The sequence below is a fragment of the Streptomyces sp. NRRL F-5630 genome, from assembly GCF_000719475.1.
Classification (GTDB): Bacteria; Actinomycetota; Actinomycetes; order Streptomycetales; family Streptomycetaceae; genus Streptomyces.
Window position 1 is genome coordinate 112,126 of record NZ_JOGO01000016.1, and the last position, 25,050, is coordinate 137,175.

Annotated in this window: 22 protein-coding genes and 2 pseudogenes; 9 read left to right on the forward strand and 15 right to left on the reverse strand. The window is 71.4% G+C overall.

The features are described 5' to 3' along the window. Positions 1-21: 21 nt before the first annotated feature. Positions 22-522: an AAA family ATPase gene (locus IF99_RS0110485; protein WP_008746724.1), complete on the forward strand. Its 501-nt coding sequence runs from the start codon at positions 22-24 to the stop codon at positions 520-522. Here IF99_RS0110485 and IF99_RS0110490 read toward each other — a convergent pair. Genes IF99_RS0110490 through IF99_RS0110505 form a run of 4 tightly spaced genes read right to left on the reverse strand, consistent with a single transcriptional unit; the run spans position 480 to position 4,448 of the window. Continuing rightward, positions 480-1,370, reverse strand: coding sequence for a glycosyltransferase family 2 protein (locus IF99_RS0110490; protein ID WP_030996121.1), 891 nt, complete (start codon positions 1,368-1,370; stop codon positions 480-482). The two genes, IF99_RS0110485 and IF99_RS0110490, sit on opposite strands and share 43 nt — an antisense overlap. Next, positions 1,367-2,596, reverse strand: a complete 1,230-nt coding sequence (locus tag IF99_RS0110495) for a glycosyltransferase (RefSeq protein WP_030996122.1) — start codon at positions 2,594-2,596, stop codon at positions 1,367-1,369. Before IF99_RS0110495 ends, IF99_RS0110490 begins: the two co-directional genes overlap by 4 nt. Further along, positions 2,593-3,297, reverse strand: a complete 705-nt coding sequence (locus tag IF99_RS0110500) for a hypothetical protein (protein ID WP_030996123.1) — start codon at positions 3,295-3,297, stop codon at positions 2,593-2,595. Before IF99_RS0110500 ends, IF99_RS0110495 begins: the two co-directional genes overlap by 4 nt. Beyond that, positions 3,294-4,448 (reverse strand): glycosyltransferase, encoded by a 1,155-nt coding sequence (locus IF99_RS0110505; RefSeq protein WP_030996124.1) that lies wholly within the window; start codon positions 4,446-4,448, stop codon positions 3,294-3,296. The genes IF99_RS0110500 and IF99_RS0110505 overlap by 4 nt, the downstream gene beginning before the upstream one ends. Before the next feature lie 143 nt (positions 4,449-4,591). Between IF99_RS0110505 and IF99_RS0110510 the strand changes: the two genes are divergently transcribed. The 3 genes from IF99_RS0110510 to IF99_RS0110520 all read left to right on the forward strand — a co-directional run bounded on the left by IF99_RS0110510 (position 4,592) and on the right by IF99_RS0110520 (position 7,128). Beyond that, entirely contained in the window at positions 4,592-5,563 is a 972-nt protein-coding gene (locus IF99_RS0110510; protein ID WP_030996125.1) for a helix-turn-helix domain-containing protein, read from the forward strand. A gap of 5 nt (positions 5,564-5,568) precedes the next feature. Then, positions 5,569-6,129 (forward strand): peptide deformylase, encoded by a 561-nt coding sequence (locus tag IF99_RS0110515; protein ID WP_234340644.1) that lies wholly within the window; start codon positions 5,569-5,571, stop codon positions 6,127-6,129. A gap of 96 nt (positions 6,130-6,225) precedes the next feature. Next, positions 6,226-7,128 carry an LLM class flavin-dependent oxidoreductase gene (locus IF99_RS0110520; RefSeq protein WP_030996127.1) on the forward strand — a complete coding sequence of 301 codons (903 nt, stop codon included), beginning with the start codon at positions 6,226-6,228 and terminating at the stop codon, positions 7,126-7,128. A 25-nt stretch (positions 7,129-7,153) separates the two neighbouring features. Here IF99_RS0110520 and IF99_RS33930 read toward each other — a convergent pair whose 3' ends face one another. The 7 genes and pseudogenes from IF99_RS33930 to IF99_RS0110550 all read right to left on the reverse strand — a co-directional run. After that, complete coding sequence (locus tag IF99_RS33930; protein WP_158716588.1) at positions 7,154-8,578, reverse strand: hypothetical protein; 1,425 nt, start codon at positions 8,576-8,578, stop codon at positions 7,154-7,156. After that, the gene (locus IF99_RS33385; protein WP_158716589.1) at positions 8,572-9,183 is read right to left on the reverse strand and encodes a hypothetical protein; all 612 of its coding nucleotides are present in this window, start codon (positions 9,181-9,183) and stop codon (positions 8,572-8,574) included. The genes IF99_RS33930 and IF99_RS33385 overlap by 7 nt, the downstream gene beginning before the upstream one ends. Positions 9,184-9,289: 106 nt before the next feature. Next, positions 9,290-9,532: pseudogene (locus IF99_RS0110530) on the reverse strand (LLM class flavin-dependent oxidoreductase); the annotation flags it as partial. Between the two features lie 139 nt (positions 9,533-9,671). Beyond that, the gene (locus IF99_RS0110535; protein ID WP_051703434.1) at positions 9,672-10,577 is read right to left on the reverse strand and encodes a bifunctional 5,10-methylenetetrahydrofolate dehydrogenase/5,10-methenyltetrahydrofolate cyclohydrolase; all 906 of its coding nucleotides are present in this window, start codon (positions 10,575-10,577) and stop codon (positions 9,672-9,674) included. 134 nt (positions 10,578-10,711) lie between these two features. After that, positions 10,712-11,341: a cyclodeaminase/cyclohydrolase family protein gene (locus IF99_RS0110540; RefSeq protein WP_078655045.1), complete on the reverse strand. Its 630-nt coding sequence runs from the start codon at positions 11,339-11,341 to the stop codon at positions 10,712-10,714. 118 nt (positions 11,342-11,459) lie between these two features. Beyond that, the gene (locus IF99_RS0110545; protein ID WP_420705660.1) at positions 11,460-12,092 is read right to left on the reverse strand and encodes an RNA 2'-phosphotransferase; all 633 of its coding nucleotides are present in this window, start codon (positions 12,090-12,092) and stop codon (positions 11,460-11,462) included. Positions 12,093-12,350: 258 nt separating this feature from the next. Further along, positions 12,351-13,250 (reverse strand): annotated as a pseudogene (locus IF99_RS0110550) (alpha/beta fold hydrolase); the annotation flags it as partial. A gap of 600 nt (positions 13,251-13,850) precedes the next feature. Here IF99_RS0110550 and IF99_RS0110555 point away from each other — a divergent pair. The 5 genes from IF99_RS0110555 to IF99_RS35580 all read left to right on the forward strand — a co-directional run bounded on the left by IF99_RS0110555 (position 13,851) and on the right by IF99_RS35580 (position 18,281). Beyond that, positions 13,851-14,903 carry an ABC transporter ATP-binding protein gene (locus tag IF99_RS0110555; protein ID WP_030996134.1) on the forward strand — a complete coding sequence of 351 codons (1,053 nt, stop codon included), beginning with the start codon at positions 13,851-13,853 and terminating at the stop codon, positions 14,901-14,903. Further along, a complete protein-coding gene (locus IF99_RS0110560) occupies positions 14,900-15,787 on the forward strand; it encodes an ABC transporter permease (protein ID WP_030996135.1) in 888 nt (295 codons plus the stop codon). Before IF99_RS0110555 ends, IF99_RS0110560 begins: the two co-directional genes overlap by 4 nt. Beyond that, positions 15,784-16,695: an ABC transporter ATP-binding protein gene (locus tag IF99_RS0110565; RefSeq protein ID WP_030996136.1), complete on the forward strand. Its 912-nt coding sequence runs from the start codon at positions 15,784-15,786 to the stop codon at positions 16,693-16,695. Before IF99_RS0110560 ends, IF99_RS0110565 begins: the two co-directional genes overlap by 4 nt. A gap of 18 nt (positions 16,696-16,713) precedes the next feature. Then, positions 16,714-17,439: an ABC transporter permease subunit gene (locus IF99_RS0110570; RefSeq protein ID WP_030996137.1), complete on the forward strand. Its 726-nt coding sequence runs from the start codon at positions 16,714-16,716 to the stop codon at positions 17,437-17,439. A gap of 392 nt (positions 17,440-17,831) precedes the next feature. Further along, positions 17,832-18,281, forward strand: a complete 450-nt coding sequence (locus IF99_RS35580) for a hypothetical protein (protein ID WP_030996138.1) — start codon at positions 17,832-17,834, stop codon at positions 18,279-18,281. A 485-nt stretch (positions 18,282-18,766) separates the two neighbouring features. Here the strand turns inward: IF99_RS35580 and IF99_RS0110580 are convergent, their stop codons facing one another. From IF99_RS0110580 to IF99_RS0110595, 4 genes are all read right to left on the reverse strand, one after another. Continuing rightward, positions 18,767-19,603, reverse strand: coding sequence for a Cof-type HAD-IIB family hydrolase (locus IF99_RS0110580; protein ID WP_030996139.1), 837 nt, complete (start codon positions 19,601-19,603; stop codon positions 18,767-18,769). A 68-nt stretch (positions 19,604-19,671) separates the two neighbouring features. Next, positions 19,672-20,961, reverse strand: a complete 1,290-nt coding sequence (gene serS / locus IF99_RS0110585; protein WP_078655046.1) for a serine--tRNA ligase — start codon at positions 20,959-20,961, stop codon at positions 19,672-19,674. Positions 20,962-21,618: 657 nt separating this feature from the next. Beyond that, the gene (efeB, locus tag IF99_RS0110590; RefSeq protein WP_030996141.1) at positions 21,619-22,944 is read right to left on the reverse strand and encodes an iron uptake transporter deferrochelatase/peroxidase subunit; all 1,326 of its coding nucleotides are present in this window, start codon (positions 22,942-22,944) and stop codon (positions 21,619-21,621) included. Positions 22,945-23,019: 75 nt separating this feature from the next. Next, positions 23,020-25,050 (reverse strand): copper resistance CopC/CopD family protein, encoded by a 2,031-nt coding sequence (locus IF99_RS0110595; protein ID WP_234340646.1) that lies wholly within the window; start codon positions 25,048-25,050, stop codon positions 23,020-23,022.

The window sequence follows — 25,050 nt, forward strand, 5'->3', positions numbered from 1 at the left end:
TGGTGGTGAAGGGAGTTGTCGGTGACCGAGAGTGCTCCGGTGGTGTTCCTGCTGGTGGGGATCACCGGTTCGGGGAAGACGACCTACGCCCGGCGGGAGCTGGAGCCGCAGGGGGCGGTTCGGCTGTCGGTGGACGAGGTCGTCCACGAGCGGCACGGCCGGTACGGCGTCGACTACCCGGAGAACACCTACTTCGAGAAGGAGGCCCCGGTCGTCGCAGAACTACACTCCCGGCTGGTCGAGTTGGTCTCCGAGGGCCGGGACGTGGTGTGGGACCACGGGCTGTGGCCGCGCAAGGACCGCGACACGATGAAGGAGCTGGTGGAGTCGGCCGGCGGTCGGTGGCGCCTGCTGTACTTCCCGGTCGAGCGGGACGAACTGCTGCGCAGGCTGGCCGAGCGCAACCAGCGGGGGGACGCGAACGCGCTGATCGTGACCCCCGAGGCGCTGGACGACTTCTTCGCCCGCTTCGAGGCGCCTCACGGCGAGGGCGAGGAGATCGTGGAGCCGGGCCGGCTCTGACGGGGCGGTCGCCAGGCGGTGGCGATACGGGCGGCTTCGGTGGCCCAGCCGTGGGGCATCCGCTCCAGGGTGACGTGGCGGAAGCCGAGGCGGGGGTCGGAGACGTCGATGCGCCTGTTGTGGCGGTCGACGTGCTCCAGCAGGCGGCCGGCCTCGTCCCGGACGGCGGGGCTCTGCTCGCTCCATGCGCCGGAGGCGAAGCGGTCGACGCGGCGGCGGAGGTCGTCCAGAACACCGGAGCGCCACTTGAAGTGGTGGACGCAGGCGAGGGCCTGCGGGTCGGGCTTGCGGCCGGGTGCGCGGTGGTTGCCGGAGGCGACGGTGACGTCCGAGAGGGCGAGGACGATCTTGCGGGGGTCGCCTCGCAGGAGACGGTGGGTGAGGTGGCCGCCGAGCGGAAAGGTGCGGTCGAGCCCACTCTCGGGACGCCAGAGGGCGAGTCTGCCGTCCGCGCTGACACGGTCGAGCATCAGGCCGCCCACAACCGCCCGGCCGTTCTCCTCGGCATCCGCCGCCACGTCGTTGAGCGTGGCCGGGTAGGTCTGGAACTCGTCGGAGTCGGCGAGCAGGTGCCAGCCGGGGCCTGCCTGCTCGCGCAGAGCGTCGCGCAGTTCGGTGTTGGTGTGCTCGTGCCACGGCCCGGTGCTGACCAGGCTTGTGGGTAGGCCGAGTTCCCGGGCGGTGTCCAGCAGTTGGCGACGCCAGGCGTCAGGGACGTGCTCGGCGAAGTGGAAGGCGAGGTGGAAGCGCTCGACGCCGAGCCCACGGTAGTGGGCGGTCCAGGCGTTCAGCAGAGCCGGTTCGACCGCGCCGATCACGGCGACCAGCGCGGGGGCTGCGGGCATCATCGGTGCTCCTTGATCAGCTCGGTGTAGGTGTCGATGAGGTAGGCGGCCTGCTCGGTTGCCGACGGCATGTCCACTGCCGTGGGGGCCTTCAGTCCCGGCCGCTCCGGCGGCCCGTCCGCCAGAGCGTCGAGCGCAGCGGCAAGGGCACACGGGTCGCCGGCCGGGACCACCCGGGCCCAGCGCTGCCCGGCCAGCCGCTCGGTCAGGTCCGGGTCGTGGTCGGAGACGATCAGCGGGACACGGAGCCGGGCGGCGTCCATGACCAGGCCGGACTCCTTGCCCGTACCGGGACACCGGGCCACTACGGCGGCGTCGGCGGCGGCGTAGACCAGCCGGAGTACGTCTTCGCCGACCGGGCCGGGCACGGTGTGCACCCGTACGCGGGGCAGGCGGTGCCACCGTTCGAGTACCGCGTCGTCCAGCGGAGTGCCGCAGACAAGGACGTGCAGCGGCTCGGTGAGACGGGCCAGGGCCGCGTCGATGGTGGCGATGTCCTTGTAGGGCCACCAGCCGCCGATCAGGCAGACCGCCGCTGCCGAGGAGGAGATGGTGAAGGCGGCGCGGGCTCCGTCGCGTTCGGCGGCGGTGAGGGGCTGGCCGTCGTCGACCGCGAACACCCGTACCCGCCCCGGGAGATGGGGGAAGAACGGGGAGAGCCGGTCGCGGACGGCGGTGGTCGGGTAGAGGGCGATCACGCGCTTCTCGCTCCGCCGGGCGAGCCGGCCGAGCAGCCGGACCGGCGAGTCTTCGGTGGTGACCAGCTCGTGCACGAACCGCAGGTGCGGGGTGCCACCGAGGAGAGCGGCCAGGCCGTGCAGGGCTTCGCTCGCGCTGAGGATCACCACGGCCGCCGGCTGAGAAGCCAGGCGGCGGGCGGTGCGCAGGCATCCGGCTTCGGTGAGGCAGCGCGCGACCAGGGTGATTTGGTGCGGGAGCCGACGGAGCGGCAACGGCCAGCGCCGTGAGCGGAAGGCGCGCTTGCCGACGGTTGAAAGGCGCTCCGCCGCGCGCGCTGCGGCCAGCAAAGTCTTCGCCGCCGGGCCCACCGGCCGCGTGGCGACGCGGGCGCCGGACGGGAGCAGCGGCCCGGGTCCGTCGGCGATCCCCTGCGGGGTGATGACCACGGCACCCGGACGGGCGGCGGCGAGCGCCGTCAGCGTGCGCTGGTGGTGCCCGCCGCCGAGGTGCGCCAGCGGCTCGATCAGGACCAGTGGGCCCGTACTCATCCGGCGACCGCCTGCTCGCCGTGCAGCGCGATGAAGTGCCGGTGCAGCGTGAGCGGGTCGTTGAGCGCCTCGAAGCGCTCGGGGTCACGAGCCGCAGTACGAGCGAAGTCGATGCCGTCGCGGGCCCCGGCTGCCGCGTAGTCGGCGAAGTCGCCGTCCTTGCCGGCCGTCCACGCCTCGATACGTTCCTGGGCGGAGGAGTCGGTCATGCCGTACTCGCTGCCGCGCGCGAGCATCGCGCACTCCCGGAAGCCCGCCTTCCAGGCATGGAACGGGGTTTGGTTGAAGAGGGTGACTCCGGCGCTGTGCGGGCTGAACTCGACCCGGCCGGGCAACGCCGCCAGTACGTCGACGGCCTGGCCCATCTCCCGCAGTGCGCTGGTGCGGATGAGCTTGAGACCGCCGTAGCCGTAGGTGAGGCCGTTGACCGGGTTCACGGCCTGCCAGACCCGCATCGACACGCCCGCTGCCAGCGGCTCCACCGCGTCGGCAGAAAAGGCGGGGTCGATGGCGAAGTCGCCGTCGGCGAGGAAGAACTGCTCGGTATCGGTGAGTTCGGCGGTGAGCCGGTAGGCGCGACGCATCCCGCGCACCCCGTGCAGGCGCTTGACGGTTCCGCCCAGCACACGGGCCAGGCGGGTGTGCAGGGAGTCGGCCAGCGGCTCGTCGTAGGAAAGCAGGACCGCGTCGAAGCCGGTCACTTGATCGCCTCCAGGTAGCGGGCGGCCACCGCGGCGGGAGCCAGGTCACTGGTGGAGGCGTGCGCGCGCTTGGCGTGCACCAGGTAGAAGTCCCGGTCGGTGGCGAGGCGTTCGGCGATGCGGACGGCCTGGTCGTCCGTGTCGAACACCAGCTCCGGGTCGAGGTGCTCGGCCAGCCAGCCGATGCGAGGGCCGATCACGGGCAGGCCCATCGCCTGGCAGTCGATGACCGACATGGACCAGGGGCAGCCGGGCCGGAACGGCGCGATGCCGAAGTGAGCGCCGGCCAGCAGGTTGCGGTAACGGATGCGGTCGCCGCGGTCGGAGGCGATGGCAACGCCGTCCATCGAGGCAAGCTCCTCCAGGTTCCGCTCGGGGCTGGGGTCCAGCCGGACCCGCTTGGCGCTACGGGTGCCGAACAGGTCCATCACAGTGAGCCGCACCGGGGCCTCGGCGACGAGGCGGCGGGCGAGCCGGGTGAAGCGGGCGGTGCCGTAGTGGGCGTACAGGCGGTGGTTGTAGATGCCGACAGCCCGGCCGTCCGGCGGGGTGATCTCGGCGGGGTCGCGGACCAGGCGCACGTCCCTGGGCGCGGGGACCACATGCAACTTGTCGCTGATCTCGATACCGGTGCGGGTGGCGGCAGCGGCAGTCCAGGAGGCGGCGGTGCCGGAGTGGACGAGGACGCGGTCGCAGGCCGCGAGACCGGCGGCGAAGGCCAGCAGCACGCTGCGGCCCAGCCCACCGTCGTCCATCGCGGGGTCCGGCACCAGCCGGCCGGTGTCGCTGAAGGAGAACGGCAGGTAGTGGCAGTAACCGGCGATCCTCGCGTCCACTCCGGCTTCCAGGAGCGCGGCACGGATCGCGGGGGCGGCCTCGATCTGGTTGGCCACGACCACCTCAGGCTGCTCGCGACGGAACAGCCGGACCAAGGCGCCGACGCTCGGGTCGAAGCGGGCCCGGTACTTGGTCGACGGCGACGTGATCTGCACGAACTCCACGCGGCCGCCACCGGCCGGCACGGGAGCGGCCACGGTGACCTCGACCCCGGCGTCGACCAAGGCCGGGGCCAGCATGTCGGCGAAGGTATAGCCGGAATCGGCAGTGAGCTGACTGGAGTTGGAGACGTTGAGCAAGTACAGCAGGCGCATCGCTTGAGCCTTCCTTCTCTCGGCCCGGGTGGAGACCCGGGCTGGCAGAAGAAGGAAACCGGCGACCAGGAGCGTGACAGAATGATGAATCGAGATCACTCACGGTTCATTCATCTCATCCAGCAGTCGGGGCGGGGGCCTTGATGGACGAGCGCGACGACAGCCCGACCGTCGAACAAGCCGCCGAGGCGTTCGCAGCGGAGCTCGCGTACTGGCGCGAGGTGCGCGGTCTGTCCAAGCGCGGGCTCGCCCTCAAGATGGGCTTCGACCCGTCGTACGTGAGCCACGTGGAATCCGGCCGGCACAAGCCGACCGGAGACTTCGCGCGTCGCTCGGAGGAGACCCTCAACGCGGGCAAGGCCCTCTGGAAGCGCTGGCTGGACTACGAGGCCGCCAAGAACCGAACGGCCCCGGCGGCGGCTCCACCCGCCCCACGCCGCCCCGAGCAGCCTTACGCGACGGGCTCAGCGATCATCGTGGCACACGACGGCGCCCGCCTGGACTTCGACGGCACCCACTACCGGCTGACAATGCGCCGACTGTTGCGGAACACCGGCAGCGAGCCGATCACCCGCTACCTGATCCGCATCAGCGTCGACCGCTACCCCGGCGAGCCCGAGCGCTCCAACGCCCACTACCGCGAACACCCGCTCACCTGGGACGAACTCGCGCTGACCGCGACATGCCACGGGGAGACGATGAAGTGGCAGACAAAGCACGATCGCGACGCGTTCAAGGAAGTGTGGCTGCTGTTCGAGAACGAGCAAGGCCGCTTCCCGCTCTACCCGGGTGAGGAGGTCTGGATCGAGTACGCCTACTCGGTCGGCGAGGAGAAGTGGGGCCGCTGGTTCCAGCGCGCGGTCCGCCTGCCCACCGAGCACCTCGAAGTCGAACTTGCCTTCCCCGCCGACCTCGACCCAGCCGTATGGGGCACGGAGTCATCGATGACGGCCGAGGCCGCGCCGCTGCGGACCGCCCCGATCCGGCGGGAGGAGGAGGGAATGCGCGTCTTCTCCTGGAGCACGTCCACGCCGGCCCTCCACGCTCGGTACCGTCTGGAGTGGCGGTTCCGGGCCGGACCCGAACGCCCAACGACACAAAGAGAGATCAGGTGATCCAGGTGCGGCCCAGCCTGCAGATGCGTGACCTCGGCGTCGTCCAAGAGGGCGCCCCCATCCTCGCCGAGCCCGCCCGACCGTTCGACCTGCCCGCCGAGCGCGAGGCCGCCGAGGAAGTCGTCGAGAAGCTGTTCACCGCGATGGAGCGCATCGGCCAAGTCCACCCCTTCGCCAAGGGCATGGGCCTCGCGGCACCGCAGATCGGTATCAGCCGGGCCGCTGCCATCGTCCGGCCCGCTGCCCCGGACGCTCCGGCGATCGTCCTGCTCAACCCGCGGATCACCGACCGCTCCGACGAGACGGACGAGAAGTTCGAGGGCTGCCTGTCCTTCTTCGACGTGCGGGGTATGGTCCCCCGCCCGCTGTGGATCACCGTGGAGGCCAGCACACTGGACGGCCAAGTGGCCACCACCACCTACGAACGCGGAATCGCCCGCCTGATCCACCACGAGATCGATCACCTTGATGGCCTGCTCTACACCGCTCGTATGGCAGCGGGCGTCGAGCCCATCCCCGTCGAGAAGTACCGGCAGACGGGAAGGGCGTGGGCATACGAGCGGTGAAAGTCGGCACGGCGCGTTCAGCCGCAAGTGCGGGTGCCGGCCCGCGCGCGAGCCGCGGAGCTGGGACGGCTCGGTCCCCGGCGTAGGCTCGGCCGCATGAGCATGCGCCTGAGCACCGTGATCCTCCCTGTCGACCGCTGGCACGAGGGAGGCCGCGCGAAGTGGCAGCGCGCGGAAGAGCTCGGCTTCCACACGGCGTACACCTACGACCACCTCTCGTGGCGCACCTTCCGCGACGGCCCCTGGTTCGGCGCCCTGCCCACTCTCACCGCCGCCGCCACCGCCACGGATCGCCTGCGCTTGGGCACCCTCGTCACGTCACCAAATTTCCGCCACCCCGTGACGCTCGCCAAGGAGCTGATCTCGCTCGACGACATCTCCGGCGGCCGGGTCACCCTCGGCATCGGAGCGGGTGGCAACGGCTTCGACGCCACGGCGCTCGGCCAGGAGCCGTGGACGCCGAAGGAGCGCGCTGACCGTTTCGGCGAGTTCGTACCGCTGCTCGACCGCCTGCTCACCGAGGACGCGGTGACGGACCGGGGCACGTTCTACTCGGCCGAGGAGGCCCGCAACATCCCCGGCTGCGTCCAGCGCCCCCGCTTGCCCTTCGCGGTCGCGACAACCGGCCCACGCGGCCTGAAGCTGGCCGCCCGCCACGGCCAGGCATGGGTCACGACCGGCGACCCGAAGCTCTACGAGGAGGGCACACCGGAGCAGTCGCGGGAGGCCCTCCGCGGCCAGATCGCCCGCCTCGGCGCGGCGTGCGAGGCCGCAGGCCGCGACGTCGCCGCCCTCGACAAGATCCTCCTCCACGGCTTCACCCCCGACCGCAACGGACCGCTGGCCTCGCTCGACGCGTTCGTCGATTTCGCGGGCCGCCACCAGGAACTCGGCTTCACGGAGATCGCCATCCACTGGCCGATCCCGGACTCGGACTTCGCTGTGGATCTGGCGGTCTTCGAGCGGATCGCTACTGAGGCCATCGGGCTTCTTAGCTGAGGACACGATGGCGCGCTCGTCTGACCTACACACCGTCGAACGTCGGCTGAGTCCAAGGTTGGTCAGGCGGCGGACCCTGGGCCCCCAGTAGGTCTGCAATCTGCTCGGCCTCGTCATCCGAGAGCGGCAACAACATACGGACCGTCGTGCCAAATAGTGTGTCGAGACGTACCTGCGTGCGTGCACCGCGCGCACTGGCCGTCCGAGTCCCAAAGGCGCATTGCAGTGTCACACCGGAGGCGACTTTCGCGTCAGCCTCAATTACGCCTTCCGCCTGCCCAAGAGCACTGCTGATTCCGTCAAGTTGCACGTCCCGGGAAATGTCGTCTCCCGGACCGCCATACCCCACGTGGCGATCGGTGACCACCATACTCAGGGAAGTGAGCGGGATGTTGAATCGAGCGGCGCGAGCTCTAATTTCGTTTAGAAGGGGAAGGTCGTGCTCCTCCGCTGTTGGCAGTTGGCGCCTGGATTGAGCAGCCATGACCTGGAAGCCCGGGGCCTGCAGGATCAGTCGACCTGCCCTGATCCCCCACCGCCATGGGCCTGCATCTGAAGGAGCCGACTCGGGCATAATCATGCAGACACGACTTGTCCACGATTGAATTGCCTGCCGCATCAGGTGCTGCAGGTTCTCCGAGTCGGAAACGGCTGTCCGTAGCAGCGTGGGGAGGCTTAGCATGCGGACCACGCGATTCCAGAATCGCGTGTCCGGAATCGCTTCGGACTCCAGCAAATACGTCAGCGCTGTCTCGTCAAGCTGGCCGAGGAGCCTCTGCGGACCAGGGAAACTGGCAAGGCTGGCCCCACCACCCTGCCAGAGCGCGGCTAGGAAGGCCGCCATACGGTCAGAGACGTCAACGGTCATCTGGCCTGTAAGGGCATCAATAGCCTCACGAGTTGGCTCTGTGTCTCCTGTGCGTGCCGCCTCGGCACCCCTAGCAACAGTGGCAACAAACCGCTCGGTTTCAGGACCGTCGAGCTTGCCTCGCCCGCCTTCGAGTACGGACCGCGACACCAGTTGGGGGAGGTTCGGACGCTCAACCTGTGGCTGGAGAGCATCGAGTGCCGGGGTGTCAAGTAGTAGTTTCGGGTCTATCGCTCGGCGGAGAGATGATTCCACTGAAGCGCGCTGAGCTGGAAATCGCCCAAGAGTCAGCAATACAGGGCTCTCGGTCGCTGGGAGGCGCTCCAAGTCATCTTGCAACTCATGCTCGTTTGCAGTGGTCCGCAGATAGATAAACCTTCGCGGGGTGCGTGGCTGAGTAGGCCACTGCACAACCATGTCGGGCACATGTGTGTGATTAAAAAATTCAGTCAAGGTGACTGTGGCGTGCGGATCCAATCTCCTGAAGTGGTTAGCCACCGCGCTTTTGACCCCGTCGACCATGATGCGGTCGTTAGGTTGATCCATGGCCTGCGCGATCAATTGCTCAACGACGTTCACCATGAGCCATCCCCCCTGCGTGTGAGCTCACCCGCCACGATGGCTTCCCAATCCTTGAGCGGCACAAGCGTCTCCTGCTTGTCCGAGAGCACGATCAGCCAAAGCCTTTCGGCGACAGATTGCGCGAGAGCACGATCGAGCTTCCCTTTGGCCTGATCGAGATCGGTGGTGCCAAAAATGCGTTCGCAATTTTGTAGAACGGCGGACTCCACCAGTGTCGACGACTGCAGTGTGGCCCAAGAATTCGCGCGAAATGGTGCCCAGGTGATCCACATAAAGTGATCGCTTAGGTGATGTCCGGCCTGAGCGGCGACATAGCACTTAGCGAGGAAGGCGTCGTACTGAACTCCCTGATCGCCAGGCTGGCTGTAGTTCTTAATCTCCGCGCAGAAGGCGTCGTGATCATAAGGCTCGCCGCGCATGGCTCCTCCCAGGTCGAAGGAGAACGTTTGACCTCCATGCGGCCACGGCACGGTTAGACGGCGCCCACAGGACGGGGAGTCCGTGTTTGCGTAGGCGGTACGAATGCGCATGGTGCTCTCGAGCCACTGCTTGGCTCTACGTGCTCCCGAAAAGCCCTTGAGCTGGGCATCCTCACCAACTACCACGCTTAACACCCTAGGACGATGACCACACCGTTGTCTCGCGATTGCGTGATTCGGGCCGCCTCTGCCGTGCATGGGGTCAGCTGTGGCCAAACACAGCAGCTCACCCCGTGATAGGTGAACGAGCCTTGACCGACGTGACGAGCGTTCCCAGGCGCAGCCTGGTTGTGGCTGTGGCGGCGGCCGTGAGGGTGGGGAGGGCGGCGAACCAGGGGCCGTCGCGGAAGGTGCGCCAGGAGAGGTGGTCGTAGGTGTACGCGGTGTGGAAGCCGAGGTCTTCGGCACGCGTCCACTGGGCGCGGCCTCCTTCCGACCAGCGGTTCACGGGGAGGATGACAGTACTCAGACGCATGAGAGGACTTTACGAGGTGGACCGTGCGCCTGTCCGCACTCTTGTGTGAGGCCCGTCCCCACGGTTGCCCTGATCGCTCGGCCTCCTCGCGTGCCGCGATGTTTCACGTGGAACATCGCGCGCGACAGTCCGCCGCGGCTCAACCCCGCAGGCCCTCCCTGATCCCCGCTTCCCGCGCCGCCCGCACCACGTGGGCGAGCAGCACCGCCGTCGTCACCGGGCCCACGCCGCCGGGAACGGGGCTGAGCGCTCCGGCGACGCGTGCCGCGCCGGGGGCGACATCGCCCGTGAGGCCGCCGTCCGGGGTCGGGTTGGTGCCGACGTCGATCACGATCGCGCCGGGGCGTACGTGCTCCGCCGTGAGGAGACCCGGCTGCCCCGCGGCGGCGATCAGGATGTCCGCCTCACGCGTGACCTCGGGCAGGTCACGTGTGCGCGAGTGGCACACCGTCACGGTCGCGTCGCGCGCGAGGAGCAGGTGCGCGAGCGGTTTGCCGACGACCGTGGAACGCCCCACGACGACCGCCCGCGCCCCGCGCAGCGGGATCTCGTAGTGGTCGAGCAGTGCGATCACGGCCTCGGCGGTCGCGGGCGCGAAGGCCGCCAGCCCGGCGGCGAGACGGCCGAGCGACAGCGGGTTCGCGCCGTCGATGTCCTTCGCCGGCGGCACCGCCTCGGCGAGCGCCCGCGCGTCGACGCCCGCGGGCAGCGGGGTCTGGAGGATCACGCCGTCCACGGAGGTGTCCTCGCCGAGTCCGCGTAGCGCGTCCCGTACCTCCTCCGTGCTCGCCCGGGGACCGAGGTGGACGACCTCGTGGAGCAGCCCGGACTTCCCGGCCGCCGAGACCAGGGAGCGCACGTACCAGGCGCTCGACTCGTCGTCGGTCGCCGTCACGACGGCGAGCTTCGGCACTCTCCCGGCCTCGGGCGCGGCCTCGACGGCGGCGCGCGTCCCTTCGCGCAGCGAGGCGGCGAGCGCCTTCCCCGACAGAGAGCGGGCGCCTTCGCCGCTCTCGGTACCGGCCGGGTTCAGTGGGGCGTTCATGAAGGCTCCTCGGTGCGGGGAGGGGGGTGGCGCGGTGGGGCTTGGGCGGCGCGGGCAGATGCGGAGGGTGGGGCGGGCGTCGGGCAGGCGCGGAGGGCGGCGCCCGTGGCGGTATGTACGGGGAGCGGTCCCGCTCAGGGCCGCAGCCGGTTCCGGACCTCGGCTGTGACCGCCTCGGCGCGGGCGAGGAGAGGGCCGGTGCGCCCGAGGGTCGCGGTGAGGCGCTCGCGGGCCTCCGCGTCCTTGATACCGCCGAGGTTGACCTCGACGTTGACGCGCGCGGTGCTCGCGGCGGCGCGCGCGGCTTCGGCCGCGGCGGCGACATCGGTGACGACGTTCGGGTTGCCCACCGGCAGCAGCTCTTCCGCGAGGCTGATGATCCGCTCCGTCAGGGACAGGAGTGTGGCCGGGGGAGTCGCCGCGCCGAGCAGCGCCGCCGCGATGGCGCCGGAGCGGGCGGACTTCTCCGCGGGCGTGTTCTTCGGGAGCCGGTAGGCGTCCGTCACGGCGGTGAAGGCGGCGGCGTCCTCGTCGGCGAGGGTCAGCGCGCGCTCGCGCAGGTCGTCGGCCTCCGTGGTGATCCGCGCGATGGCCTCGGCGTGCGCCGCGTAGGCGGGGCCCGTCGAGTAGCGCGCCACCATGGCGACGAGCGCCGCGCCCTGCGCCGCGTGCACGGCCGCCGCCGCGCCGCCGCCGGGGGCCGGCTCGCGCGCGGCGAGCCGGCCGAGGTAAGCGTCGAGCGGCGTGGTGCGCACGGCGGGCACGGGCGTGGGGGCGTGGGTTCCTGGCGACTCGCTCATGCGGTGATTCTCCCGTGCGGGACGGCTGCTTCAGGCGCTTTCCGGACCGTTTCGGCCGACGAGGGCAACGGCTGACCGGGACTCAGCCCGACCGCGCGTCCGGGAAGCGCAGGTAGCCGGGTGGGACGTGCGCGGTGAGCCAGACGCCGTTGCCCGAGCGCAGGAACGTGGCCCCGTCCTCGTGCAACCGCCCCGCGCTCACCGTGAGGACGACGGGCCTGCCGCGCCGTGCCCCGACGCGGCGCGCGGTCGCGCGGTCCGCGGAGAGGTGCACGTGGTGCCGCGTCATGGGGCGCAGACCTTCCGCCCTTATCGCGGCGAGTGCGGCGGGCCGGGTGCCGTGGAAGAGGTACGGCGGCGGCGCGAGCGGTACGAGACCGAGGTCGACGGGGACCGAGTGGCCCTGCTGGGCGCGGATGCGGTCGCCCTCGACGGCGAAGCGGCGCTTGTCGTTGCCCGCGACGACCCGGGCCAGATCCGTGCGCGTCGCGGGCAGGCTGTGGCGCGCCGCGGCGTCCAGGAGCGGGCCGATGGCGGTCCATCCGGCCTCGTCGAGCGTGATGCCGATGCGGTCCGGCGCGTGGCGCAGGTGGCGGGAGAGGAAGCGGGAAAGGGCGACGAGACCGCGGTCGAGGGCGTCCTCGGGCACGCCTTCACTGGCGGGCCCTGTCGTGCCCGTCTTCGGCGATTCGTTCGGTAAGCGCTTCTCGCTCATGCGTATCAGCAGACCATCGGATCAGTAAGATCGCACCGCGTTTTTGCCTCACTCGTATGGCTGAACAGGTTTGATCCACAAGCAACTCGACTTATCCACAGGGATATTGGCGCTTCTGTGGATAACTGGCCTGCGATATGTGGCACTTGTCCAATTGCGCGCTCGCGGTGCGCGGTTGTGTGATGCGCCATCAACAGGCTGTGGGAACAGGCGCCTTGACGTCCTGGCCCGCCCTCCTCACTCCGTGTGCTCCCTCAACTCATCGCGCTCCGAGACGAAATCGGCGATCCATCCGGCGAGCAGCTTCGGCTGTGAGCGCGGCAGCCAGTGCTTCGCGGGGACAGCGCGGCGGCGCAGCCCGCGCGGGGTCCAGTCCCCGACCTTGTCGTAGAGGTAGGGGGAGAGGAAGGCGTCGCGCGTGGGGACGACGAGCTGCACGGGGATGTGGGCGAAGGCGTCCGGGCGCGGCCTGCGCAGCCGGGGAAGGATGTTGTCGCGGTAGAGCCAGGCGCCGTTCGCCGCGTCGGAGGGGAGCGAGGCGGTCGGGTACGTGGTCGAAGCGAGCTTCTCGGTACGGCGCAGCAGGCGCGGCCAGGCCCGGCCGAGCGGCCCGCGCCAGGCGAGTTCGGGCAGGCGGGGCAGGTGGAGAGCGCCGATGTACCAGGACTTGAGGCCCTGGTCGACGAGTTGGAGCAGTCCCTCGGGGCTCGGGTGCTTGCCGCGCGCGGCGTACCAGTGGCCGAGGTGGTCGAGCGAGGGCCCGGAGATCGACGTGAACGAGGCGATCCTGCCCTGCGTACGGCCCACGGTGGCGAACTCCCAGCCCTGCACGGAGCCCCAGTCGTGGCCGACCAGGTGCACGGGTCGCGTGGGGCTCACCGCGTGCGCGACGGCGAGGAAGTCGTCGGTGAGCTTCGGCAGCGTGAAACCGCCGCGCAGGGGCAGCGGTGCGCTGGAGCCGCCGTGTCCGCGCACGTCGTAGGTGACCACGTGGAAGCGGTCCGCGAGATGGTCCGCGACCTCCTCCCAGACCTCCTGCGAGTCCGGGTAGCCGTGCACGAGCAGCACGGTGGGCCGCGCCGCGTCCCCGCGTTCGAGCACCCGCAGCCGCACGCCGCCGGTCTCCACCCAGCGCTCGCGGACGCCGGTGGGCGGCACGGACGCCTCGCCCTCGCGGTCCGGGCCGGCGCCGGTGCGGGTACGGTCCCCGGAGTCGGCGTGGGTACGGTCCCCGGCACCGGCCCGGCTCGCACGGTCCGGGCCGCCCGCCCCGCCCGTACGGTCCGCCGAACCCTCAGCCGCGCCCGCGCCGCCCGTACGGTCCGCCGCGCCCGCCCCGCCCGTACGGTCCGCCGCGCCGTCAGCCGCCCCCGCGCCGCCCGCCTCAGCCGTTGCGCCCACGTCCGCCGCCTCACCCGCGGCGCCGTCGCCCCGCCCCGTACCCTCTTCCGCTCGTCGTTCAGGCACCCTGCCCCCTGTCCGTCCGGCGGACCCGTGCGGGTCCGGCTCCGGTGACGACCGTCGCAACCCCGTGCCGTCCGCGTCAAGACCCAGGTGTTACCCCGGGAAACCCCGAGGGAGCTGCGGAAACCTTCCTTCACAGGTGCGACGGGGGCGAAACCGCAGGCCGGGAGCGGTCGCCTCCGCCCTGACCCCGCAGGACCCTTAGGGGGCCCGTAGTACCCGAGAGGGAGCCGAAGACCAATCCACAGGTTGACGACGCGTGGGGGCCGGGCCACTAGCGTCTTCGCTGTGACTGTGATCGCGACCGAAAGCCTGAGCAAGCGGTACCCCAAGGTGACCGCACTCGACCGGCTCACCGTGGAGGTCGGGCCCGGGGTGACCGGGCTCGTCGGCTCCAACGGGGCCGGTAAATCCACCCTGATCAAGATCCTCCTCGGCCTGTCCCCGGCCACCGAGGGTCGTGCCGCCGTGCTCGGACTCGATGTCGCGAGCCAGGGCGGTGAGATCCGCCGCCGCGTCGGCTACATGCCGGAGCACGACTGCCTGCCGCCCGACGTCTCGGCGACCGAGTTCGTCGTCCACATGGCGCGCATGGCGGGGCTCCCCGCCACCGCCGCGCGCGAGCGCACGGCCGACACCCTGCGCCACGTCGGCCTCTACGAAGAGCGCTACCGCCCCATGGGCGGCTACTCGACGGGCATGAAGCAGCGCGTCAAGCTCGCGCAGGCCCTCGTGCACGACCCCGAACTCGTCTTCCTCGACGAGCCGACCAACGGGCTCGACCCCGTCGGCAGGGACGACATGCTCGGCCTCATCCGCCGTGTGCACGCCGATTTCGGCATCTCCGTCCTCGTCACCTCGCACCTGCTCGGCGAACTGGAGCGCACGTGCGACCACGTCGTCGTGATCGACGGCGGCACCCTGCTGCGCTCCAGCTCCACGAGCGACTTCACGCAGACCACGACGACCCTGGCCGTCGAGGTCACCGACTCCGAGGCGCACCCGGACGGCACCAAGGCGCTGCGCGAGGCCCTCGCCGCCGCCGGGATCGCCCTCGCCGAGGGGCCCGCGGAGCAGGGCCTGCCGGGCGCGGGCCACATCCTGCTCCTGGAGGCCGCGGGCGAGCAGACGTACGACCTCGTCCGCGACACCGTCGCCGACCTCGGTCTCGGCCTCGTCCGCATGGAACAGCGCCGCCACCACATCGCCGAGGTCTTCCGCTCCGGGGCGCCCGCCGCCACCGGGGCGCCGGACCGCGGCGCCCCCGCACTGCCCCAGCCCACCGGGTCCTCCCCGTCCGCCGCCGCAGCCGCCGGCCCGTCCCCGCAGGAGGTGCGGAACCGATGACAAGCCCCGCCGGGTCCTCGACGATCCACGACATCGGCTACCGCCACTACGACGGCCCCCGCCTGGGCCGCACCGCCATCCGCCGCGCGCTCTACGCGCAGTCCCTGCGCGGCAGCTTCGGCCTCGGCCGTGCCGCGAAGTCCAAGGTGCTGCCCCTCCTGCTCTTCGGCGTCATGGTCCTCGTCGCCGGCATCATCGCGGCCGTCACCATCCAGGCGAAGCTCACGGACCTGCCGCTCGACTACACGCGGTACGCGATCATCATGCAGGCGATCATCGGCCTCTTCCTCGCCGCCCAGGCACCCCAGGCCGTCTCGCACGACCTGCGGTTCAGGACGATGCCGCTCTACTTCTCCCGCCCCCTGGAGGCCGCGGACTACGTGGGCGCGAAGTTCGCCGCGACGGCGACCGCCCTCTTCGTCCTCACCGGCACCCCGCTGCTCGTGATGTACATCGGGGCGCTCCTCGCCAAATTCGACGTCGCGGAGCACACCAAGGGCTTCGCACAGGGACTGGTCTCCGTGGCGCTCCTCTCGCTCCTGTTCGCCGGTATCGGGCTCGTCGTCTCCGCCATCACCCCACGCCGCGGCTTCGGTGTCGCCGCCGTCATCGCCGTCTTCACCATCAGCTACGGCGCCGTGAGCACCCTCCAGGGCATCGCCTACACGCAGAGCAGCGGCAGTGCCGTCTCCTGGCTCGGGCTCTTCTCGCCCATCACGCTCATCGACGGAGTGCAGACCGCCTTCCTCGGCGCCACCCCGGCCTGGCCGGGCGGAGAGGACCTCTCGGTCGCGCAGGGCCTCGTCTTCCTGCTCCTGGTCCTCGGCCTCGTCGCCGGCTGCTACTCGCTCCTGCTGCGCCGCTACCGAAAGGCCGTGCTGTGACCACCCTCCACCTCGACCACACCTCGCGCTGGTTCGGCAACGTGGTCGCCGTCAACGACGTCTCGATGACCGTCGGCCCCGGCGTCACCGGGCTGCTCGGGCCCAACGGCGCGGGGAAATCGACCCTCATCAACATGATGGCGGGCTTCCTCGCCCCCTCGGGCGGCACCGTCACCCTCGACGGCACGCCGATCTGGCGCAACGAGGAGAGCTACCGCGCGATCGGTCTCGTCCCCGAGCGCGAGGGCATGTACGACTTCCTCACAGGGCGCGAATTCGTCGTCGCCAATGCCGAGTTGCACGGGCTCGACGACAAGGCGGCGACGAAGGCGCTCGCCACGGTCGAGATGGAGTACGCGCAGGACCGCAAGATCTCCACGTACAGCAAGGGGATGCGCCAGCGCGTCAAGATGGCGTCGGCGCTCGTGCACGAGCCGTCCGTGCTGCTGCTCGACGAGCCCTTCAACGGGATGGACCCGCGCCAGCGGATGCAGCTCATGGACCTGCTCCGGCGCATGGGCGACGAGGGCAGGACCGTGCTCTTCTCCTCGCACATCCTGGAGGAGGTCGAGCAACTCGCCTCGCACATCGAGGTGATCGTCGCCGGGCGGCACGCGGCGAGCGGCGATTTCCGCCGTATCCGCCGCCTGATGACCGACCGGCCGCACCGCTACCTCGTGCGCTCCAGCGACGACCGGGCGCTCGCCGCCGCGCTCATCGCCGACCCGTCGACCGCCGGTATCGAGGTCGACCTCAAGGAGGACGCGCTGCTCGTCCAGGCCGTGGACTTCGCCCGCTTCACCACGCTGCTCCCGCAGGTCGCCCGCGCGGGCGGCATCCGCCTGCTCACCGTCTCGCCGTCCGACGAGTCGCTGGAATCCGTCTTCTCCTACCTCGTCGCGGCCTAGCGGGCCGGAAGGAGTCCGATGTACCACCCCACCGTCGCCCGGCTCACCTACCGGGCACTGCTCGGCCGCCGCCGCGCGCTCATCCTCTTCGTCCTGCCCGTCCTCCTCCTCGTCATCGCCGTCTTCACCCGCGTCCTCGCCGGGGCCGACAACAGCACGGCGGGCAACGTCCTCGGGGGCTTCGCGCTCGCCACGATGGTCCCGATCATCGGCGTCATCGCGGGTACGGGCGCGATCGGCCCCGAGATCGACGACGGCTCCGTGCTCTACCTGCTCGCCAAGCCGGTGAAGCGGCCGACGATCATCTTCACGAAGCTGATCGTCGCGATCGCCGTGACCATGGCCTTCGCCGCGGTGCCCACGCTCATCGCCGGTCTCATCCTCAACGGCAACGGCCAGCAACTCGCCGTCGCCTACACCGTCGCCGCGCTCGTCGCCTCCATCGCCTACGCGGCGATCTTCCTCCTCCTCGGCACGATCACCCGGCACGCGGTGATCGCCGGGCTCGTCTACGCGCTGGTCTGGGAGGCCCTCTTCGGCTCCTTCGTCGCCGGGGCGCGGACGCTCAGCGTGCAGCAGTGGGCGCTCGCGCTCGCTGAGAAGGTCGTGGGACGACCGGACCTGGTCAGCTCCGACGTGAGCCTGCCGGTGGGCATCGTGCTCCTCGTCGCGGTGACGGTGCTCGCCACCTGGTACGCCGGTCAGAAGCTGCGCAGCCTGAAGCTCGCGGCGGGGGAGGAGTAGCGGGCTCCAGCGGGCTGCTCCGGGGCGGCGCGCGGGTGGCCAGGGGCTCGTGCGGGGCGGACGTGCCGGGGGCGGGTGCTCCGGCTTCGCGCGGGGCGGGCGGGCCGCGTGCGGGCGCCTCGGAGGCTCGTGCGGGGCACTCCGGCTGCTCGCGCCGCCTGCCCGGCTGCTCGCGCAGGCGGACCCGGGCGCGGGCGCGGCGCACGGTGCTTCCCGGAGGGGGTTCGGGAGGCCGGGGTGGTGCTCCGGGGTACTCACGCCGTTTTGATGTCGTGCGCGCGACACTGGAGGAGAAGGGACGGATCGGTATGAAGTGTGCCCAATGCACTCATCGTGCCGGGCCCGTGCAGACGACCCGCCGCCGGTCCCCGGACTCGTGAGGAGCGGAACCCATGACCGGACACGACAGCCCACCCCCGGAACAGCCGGACCGCTCGGCCCGCCCTGAGGCGGAGGACCGCGGGGACGCGGAGACGGGTTCCGGTGCGGAGGGGAAGGCCACTGATCCCCGTACGGGTACGGGGGTGGACGGCTCCGGAGCGGGCGACGGGCGCGAGGGAACCGGGGCCCGCGAGGCCCGGACCGGTGACGGGGAAGCGGAAGCCGAAGAAGGCGCGGACGAGGGCGGGGACTGGGACGACGTGGAGTTCGACATGGACTTCATCCGGGCCGCGGGCACCGCGGAACCCTCTGCGCGGGCGCGGATGCTCGCCGCCCGCTGGCGCGAGGAGGGCGGCCCGCCGTCGCCTCAGCCGTGGCGTGCCGACGAGCCCCCGGCCGGCTGGTTCTTCAGCCGCTCCCGGCGGGCGCGGAGGCGGAGGAAGCGGCGCGGGGACGGCTGAGCCGACGCGGATGACGCTCTCTCCCCGCCCGGGGAAACCGCTCATCCTCCCGCCCGGGACTTCAGGCCGTGCCCGGCGCCGTCGTCGGAGTTCTCCGACCGGGGCGGGAAGGCAGCCGAAACGTAATGAAAAAGACCTGGCGCGGGCGGGCGGGGGCGGGCAGAGTTGTGCGTGCCGGACCCCTCACCCGAGTCCGGTCTCCACGGGGAGTGGAACGTGGCGCGGACCTCCGCGTCCCCCACGCTCCCGAAGGGCGGACCCTCGCGTCCGAGCAGCTCCGGAGTCGACCACCTCCGCTCCGTCGAGCTCCGCGCGACCCGCCCGGGGCGGTCTTGGTGCGCTTGTCGCCCCGGACCGCCCACCCCCTGGGGTTGACCCGTACGCCACACCCGCCCGCGGCGTACGGGTGTGCCCAAAACCGCGCGCGACCCCAGACGGCCCGCGCCCGCCGCAAGCCCCGGCTCAGGCCCTCGGCCGCCGCGCTCTCACGCCCCGAGCAACCGCTCCAGCACCACGGCGATCCCGTCCGCGTCGTGGGACAGCGTGATCTCGTCGGCTACGGCCTTCAGGTCCTCGTGGGCGTCCGCCATGGCGACGCCGTGGGTGGCCCAGCGGAACATCGGGATGTCGTTGGGCATGTCGCCGAAGGCGATCGTCTCGGACGCCTTGACGCCCAGACGGCGGGCGGCGAGAGAGAGGCCGGTGGCCTTGGTGAGACCGAGCGGCAGGAGTTCGACGATTCCCTCCCCGGCCATCACCACACCCACGAGCCGGCCCGCGATCTCGGCGGCCACCGTGGCGAGGGCGTCGTCGCTCAGCTCGGGGTGCTGGATGTAGACCTTGTTGATCGGCTGGTCCCACAGCGCGGCGAAGCGCTCCGAGTCGTCGAGCCGGATGGAGGTCAGGTCGCCCTCCTGGACCCGGTAGCCGGGTCCGGTGAGGACGTCGCCGTTCAGGCCGTCCCGGCTCACGGCGAGGGCGAGGGGTCCCGTGTGCTCCTCGATCAGCTCGATCGCCCGCCGGGCGAGCCCGCGCTCCAGCGTCACCGAGGTGAGCAGTCGCCCGCTCCCGGCGTCGTAGACCTGTGCGCCCTGCGCGCACACCGCGAGCCCCTGGTAGTCCAGCTCCTCCAGGACCTTCTTCGTCCACGGCACCGCGCGCCCCGTCACGATGATGTGCGGCGCGCCCGCCTCGGCCGCCGCGACGAGCGCGGCGCGCGTACGCGGCGAGACGGTGTCGTCGGAGCGCAGGAGCGTCCCGTCGAGGTCGGTGGCGACGAGCCTGTACGGGAAACGGCCGGGCCCCCGGGCCTGCCCGGGCACGGCACCGGTCGCGGGCACCCCGCCCGTCACGAGGGGCGTCCCGTCCCCCGTACGAACGGACTCGGCGCTCACTTGGCGTGGGCCGGGGCGACCGGCTCCAGGACCTCGCGGCCGCCCAGGTACGGCCGCAGCACCTCCGGCACCCGCACCGAGCCGTCCGCCTGCTGGTGGTTCTCCAGGAGCGCGACGATCGTGCGCGGGACGGCGCACAGCGTGCCGTTGAGGGTGGCGAGCGGGCGGGTCTTCTTGCCGTCGCGCATCCGGATGGACAGGCGCCGCGCCTGGAACTCGGTGCAGTCCGAGGTCGAGGTCAGCTCACGGTACTTGCCCTGCGTGGGAATCCACGCCTCGCAGTCGAACTTCCGCGCCGCGGAGGAACCGAGGTCACCGGTGGCGACGTCGATGACGCGGAACGGCAGCCCGAGCGAGGTCAGCCACTGCTTCTCCCAGTCGAGGAGCCGCCGGTGCTCCGCCTCGGAGTCCTCGGGGGCGACGTACGAGAACATCTCCACCTTGTCGAACTGGTGGACGCGGAAGATGCCGCGCGTGTCCTTGCCGTGCGAGCCGGCCTCGCGGCGGAAGCAGGGCGAGAAGCCCGCGTACCGCAGGGGCAGCCGGTCCGCCTCGATGATCTCGTCCATGTGGTAGCCGGCGAGGGCCACCTCGGAGGTGCCGACGAGGTACAGGTCGTCGTCCTTGAGGTGGTAGACGTCCTGCCCGGCCTGGCCGAGGAAGCCGGTACCGTCCATCGCCTGCGGGCGCACGAGCGCGGGCGTGAGCATCGGCGTGAAACCGGCGGCGGTGGCCTGGGCGATCGCCGCGTTGACGAGGGCGAGTTCGAGGAGCGCGCCGACGCCGCTGAGGTAGTAGAAGCGCGAACCCGAGACCTTCGCGGCGCGCTCCACGTCGATCGCGCCGAGCAGGTGGCCGAGCTCCAGGTGGTCCTTGGGCGCGAAGCCCTCGGCCTCGAAGTCGCGGATCGTGCCGTGCGTCTCCAGGAGGGCGAAGTCCTCCTCGCCGCCGACGGGGACGTCGGGGTGGACGAGGTTGCCGAGGCGGCGCAGGAGGTCCTGCGTCTGCGCGGCGGCGTCGCTCTGCTCGGCGTCGGCGGCCTTGACGGCGGCGGCCAGCTCGCCCGTCCGCTTCAGCAGTTCCTGCTTCTCGTCCCCCTGTGCCTTGGGGATGAGCTTGCCGAGCTGCTTCTGCTCGGCGCGCAGTTCGTCGAAGCGGACCCCGGAGGAGCGGCGGCGCTCGTCGGCGGAGAGGAGGGAGTCGACGAGCCCGACGTCCTCTCCTCGGGCACGCTGCGAAGCGCGCACACGGTCGGGGTCCTCACGAAGCAGGCGAAGGTCAATCACAGAGCCAGGCTACCGGGGCGGCGGTCCTCGGCTCGACCGGGATTCGGGGGCGCCTCGGCTCCGGGGGGACGCATCGGCTCGGGGGCGTGATCATTTCGGCGGCCCACTGGAGCAGTAAGGGCGAAATGGGTGATTTGCCGGAATGCCGTCGCGGCTCATTCCGCATTCCCCTCGGTGGGTCGCGCTGGTGGGCGTACGGTCGCGGAGATCGCGAAATGGCGCGGGGCGCCCGGTCGGGCCGTACGGGAAGGCCCTCCGGGGGCGGTACGGGGCGGAGTTGTCCACAGGGGCGCGCGTTCCCGAAAAGTTATCCACAGGCTGCGGATGGTCGCTGTGGATGTCGGAATGCGAGGTTCCGAATCCAGTCGTTCGTTCCGTGGATTTCCCTTTCGAAACCTTCTAGGCGACCCCTTTCGGGTGGAAATTCTCGTTCCCATAGAGTCGATCAAGGGGAAAGTGCCGTCGAATGGCGGTGAACCGGCCGGAGCGGCCCAGAAATGACTGTGGACGGACGGGGCGGTCGTAGAGGTCTCTAGGGCGATTTATCGACCATGTCGGGCGCGTCTGTCGACTTGTCCCCAGGTTCGGGCGCCTGCCTGTGGATAACTCTGTGGACAACTTCCTCATCTTGTCCGACGAGATGGCGAGGGCGGGAGGTCAGCCCTCCAGCAGCCTCTGCCCCACGTACTCGCCCTCCCTCGCGCCTCCCGGCACCGCGTAGAGCCCGCTCGCCTCGTGGCGGATGTACTCGGAGAGCGCGTCGCCGCGGTCGAGCTTGCGCTGCACCGGGACGAAACCCCGCAGCGGGTCCGCCTGCCAGCACAGGAAGAGGAGCCCCGCGTCCGGGACGCCGTCCGCGTCGATGCCGTCGTGGTACGAGAACGGACGGCGCAGCATCGCGGCCCCGCCGTTCTGGTCGGGGCGGGTGATGCGGGCGTGGGCGTTGAGCGGAATGACGAGATCGCCGTTCCCGTCCGTCGCGTCGAGTTCCGGTGCGGTGTGTTCCCCGCCCCCGGTGAGCGGGGCGCCGGTGGATTTCCGGCGGCCGATGACCTTCTCCTGCTCCGCGAGCCCGAGCCCCTCCCAGTCGTCGAGCAACATGCGGATACGGCGCATGACGACGTACGAGCCGTTCGCCATCCACTCCGGACCGTCCTCGGGTCCCACGAAGACGCGCTGGGCGAAGTCCTTGTCGCTCTCCTTCGGATTGCCCGTCCCGTCGAGCTGCCCCATGAGGTTCCGCGCGGTCCGGGGGCTCGCGGTCGCGCCCGGGGAACGGTTGAAGCCGTTCATCTGCCAGCGCACCCGCGCCGTCCCCCGCGCGTCCTTCTGGAGCGCGCGCAGCGCGTGGAAGGCGACGAGCGCGTCGTCGGCGCCGACCTGCACCCACAGATCGCCGTTGCCGCGCTTCGGGTCGAGGTGGTCCGAGGAGAACTGCGGCAGCGGCGCGAGGGCTTCGGGCCGCCGCTTCTCCAGCCCGGTACGGCCGAAGAAGCTGTGCCCGAAGCCGAAGGTGACCGTGAGCGAGGCGGGCCCGGCGTCGAGCGCGACACCCGTGTCGTGCCCGTCCGCCGCGACCGGCTCGCCCGCCATGAGCCGCCCGGCCGTCTCCGACCAGCGCCGCAGGAGGTTCGCCGCCTCGCGCCTGCCCTTCCCCGCGAGCAGGTCGAAGGCGAGGAGGTGGCCCTTGGCCTGGAGCGGGGTGGTGATCCCTGGCTGGTGCCGCCCGTGGAACACCGCGCGGCGGGCGCCTAGCCGGGTGAGCGCCTCCGTCGGCCCCTCGTCCTCCCCCGGCGCGAGGGCGTACCCCACGCCGCCACCGACGGCTCCCAGGGCGAGCCCGGTGGCTCCGGCGGTGCCGAGCAGCGCGCGCCGGCTGACGCCCGCGGGGTGCTCCGGGGCCGTACGGTCCTCGGCGGCCCGGGACGTGGCGGCCGTCCGGCCGGTGGTGGTCCGGTCCTGGGACGGGATGCGGTCTGTCATGGTGCTTCCGTGCTTCCGTGCTTTCGGTGCGGTACGGCGCGCGCCGCCGGGGCGGCTGTGCGTGCGCCCGGGGTCTCAGCCGACGCGGACGGTCTTGTCGACGGTGACCTGGTCGATGTCGGAGGTGCGGATGGTGACGCCGAGCTGCCAGTCGCCCGCCATCGGGATCTGCACCCCGGACGCGCTCCAGTGCCCGGCCGCCAGGTGCTGCGGGCGGACCGCGATCGGGCCGAGGTTCTTCTCGGGGAGCGTGAGCGAGAGGCGGACCTCGGGCACGTCGAAGGGCGCGCCGCCCGGGCGCTCGATGTAGACGTGCACGGCGTTGGCCCCCGGGCGGCCCGGGTCGATGTCGAGCTGGACGGTGCCCTTGCCGTTCGACCCGCCGGTGTCGAAGGGGAGTTTCACGGAGACGGGCGCGCCGCTCGTGGCCCCGCTCGCGCTCTTCGCCGCGGCGACCTGTTCCTCGGTACGGGCCGGCTCGGTCGTGGTGAGGACGGTCGTGACGCCGAGCAGGACGACCGCGATCCCGGCCTCCCACAGTACGGAGCGGCGCAGCCCGGAGCGGAGCGGATCGGCGTCCCTGGTCCGCTTCTCCTTCGCGACGCGGACGGCCGCCCGCTGCCGCGCGAGCTGGGCGGCCCGCACGGGATCGGGGGCGTCCCCGCCCTCGGCGGCCTTGCCACCGCCGCCTCCTTCCCGTGCGACGGCCTTCTTCGTACGCTTCGGCTCCGCCTTCCGCGCGGCGGGAACCCGCTTCCCCGCCGCCTGCGCCGCCGACTCCCCGCCTGCCGGGAGGCGGTTCGTCCAGCGGCGGGAGAAGAAGGCGACGGCGACGAGGACGACGACGAGCCCCACCTTCACGAGGAGGAGGCGCCCGTAGGAGGTGTCGGTGAGCGCCGACCAGGTGCCGACCTGACGCCAGGACTGATAGATCCCGGTGCCGACGAGGACGACGACGCTCGTGAAGGCGAGCCGTGAGAAGCGGTGGACGGCCGCGGACTCGACGGAGGGATCGCGGTAGAGGGCGACGAGCAGGGCGGCGAGTCCGCCGAGCCAGGCCGCCACCGCGAGCAGGTGCAGGATGTCGACGGGCATCGCGACGGAGGTCTGGAGCCCGGCCGAGGCGTGCTCGGCGAGCGCCCAGGTCGAGGCGAGGCCGAGCGCGACGACGGGACCGCCGATCGCGAGCCCGAAGCCGAGGTCGCGGCGCTCGGCCGCGTCCTCCCGCCGCGCGTACGCGCCGAAGAGCACGGCGATGAAGAGCGCGGCGACGGCGAGCAGGAGCAGCCGCGAGACGAGGGCGGCGCCGGGCTTCGTCTGGAGCACGTCGCCGAGCGCGCCGAGGTCGAAGACGTCGGCGAACTCCCCCGAGCCCGTGTACGCGCCGCGCAGCAGGAGCAGTGCGAGGGTCGCGGCGGTGAGCGCGGCCCAGCCGCTCACGACGAGGCGTTGCAGGGCCCGCAGCCGGGTCCCGCGCGGCCAGCAGCCGAGGACGAAGGCCGCGCCGCCGACGAGGACGACGAAGCCCGCGTACGCGACGTACCGCCCCACGTCGTAGAGGAAGCCGACGAGCCCGCCGCCCGCCTCGGTCTCGGGGACGACCGCGCTCGTCTTGGAGGGCGCGCCGATCGAGAAGGTGAAGGCACCGGCGACGGGGTGGCTGTCGGCGGAGACGACCTGGTAGGCGACGGTGAAGGTGCCGTCGGGGAGGCCGGCGTGCAGCTTCACCGCGTAGCGGGCACGGGAACCGCTGCTCAGCTCGGTGAGCCTGCCGGTGTCGACGCGCTCGCCCGAGGGGTCGAGAACGCGGACCGCGTCGTCGGAGACGCCGATCTTCTCCGAGAAGTCGAGCACGACGCGCTCGGGCGCGGTGTCGAGCACCGCGCCCTGCTTCGGGTCGCTGTCGACGAGCGCCGCGTGCGCCGAGGCGGGCGCGGCCCCCGCGAGCACCGCGAGCAGCGCCGCGGCGAGGCTCGCGAGGAGGAGGGCGAGCCTGCGGCCACCGGGGGCACGGCGGCGGCCCGCACCGGGCCGGCCGCCCCCGGGGGCGCGACCGGCCCCCGGGGTGCGGGCGGTGCTCAGAGCGAGTGGTGCGGGGCTGCGCAT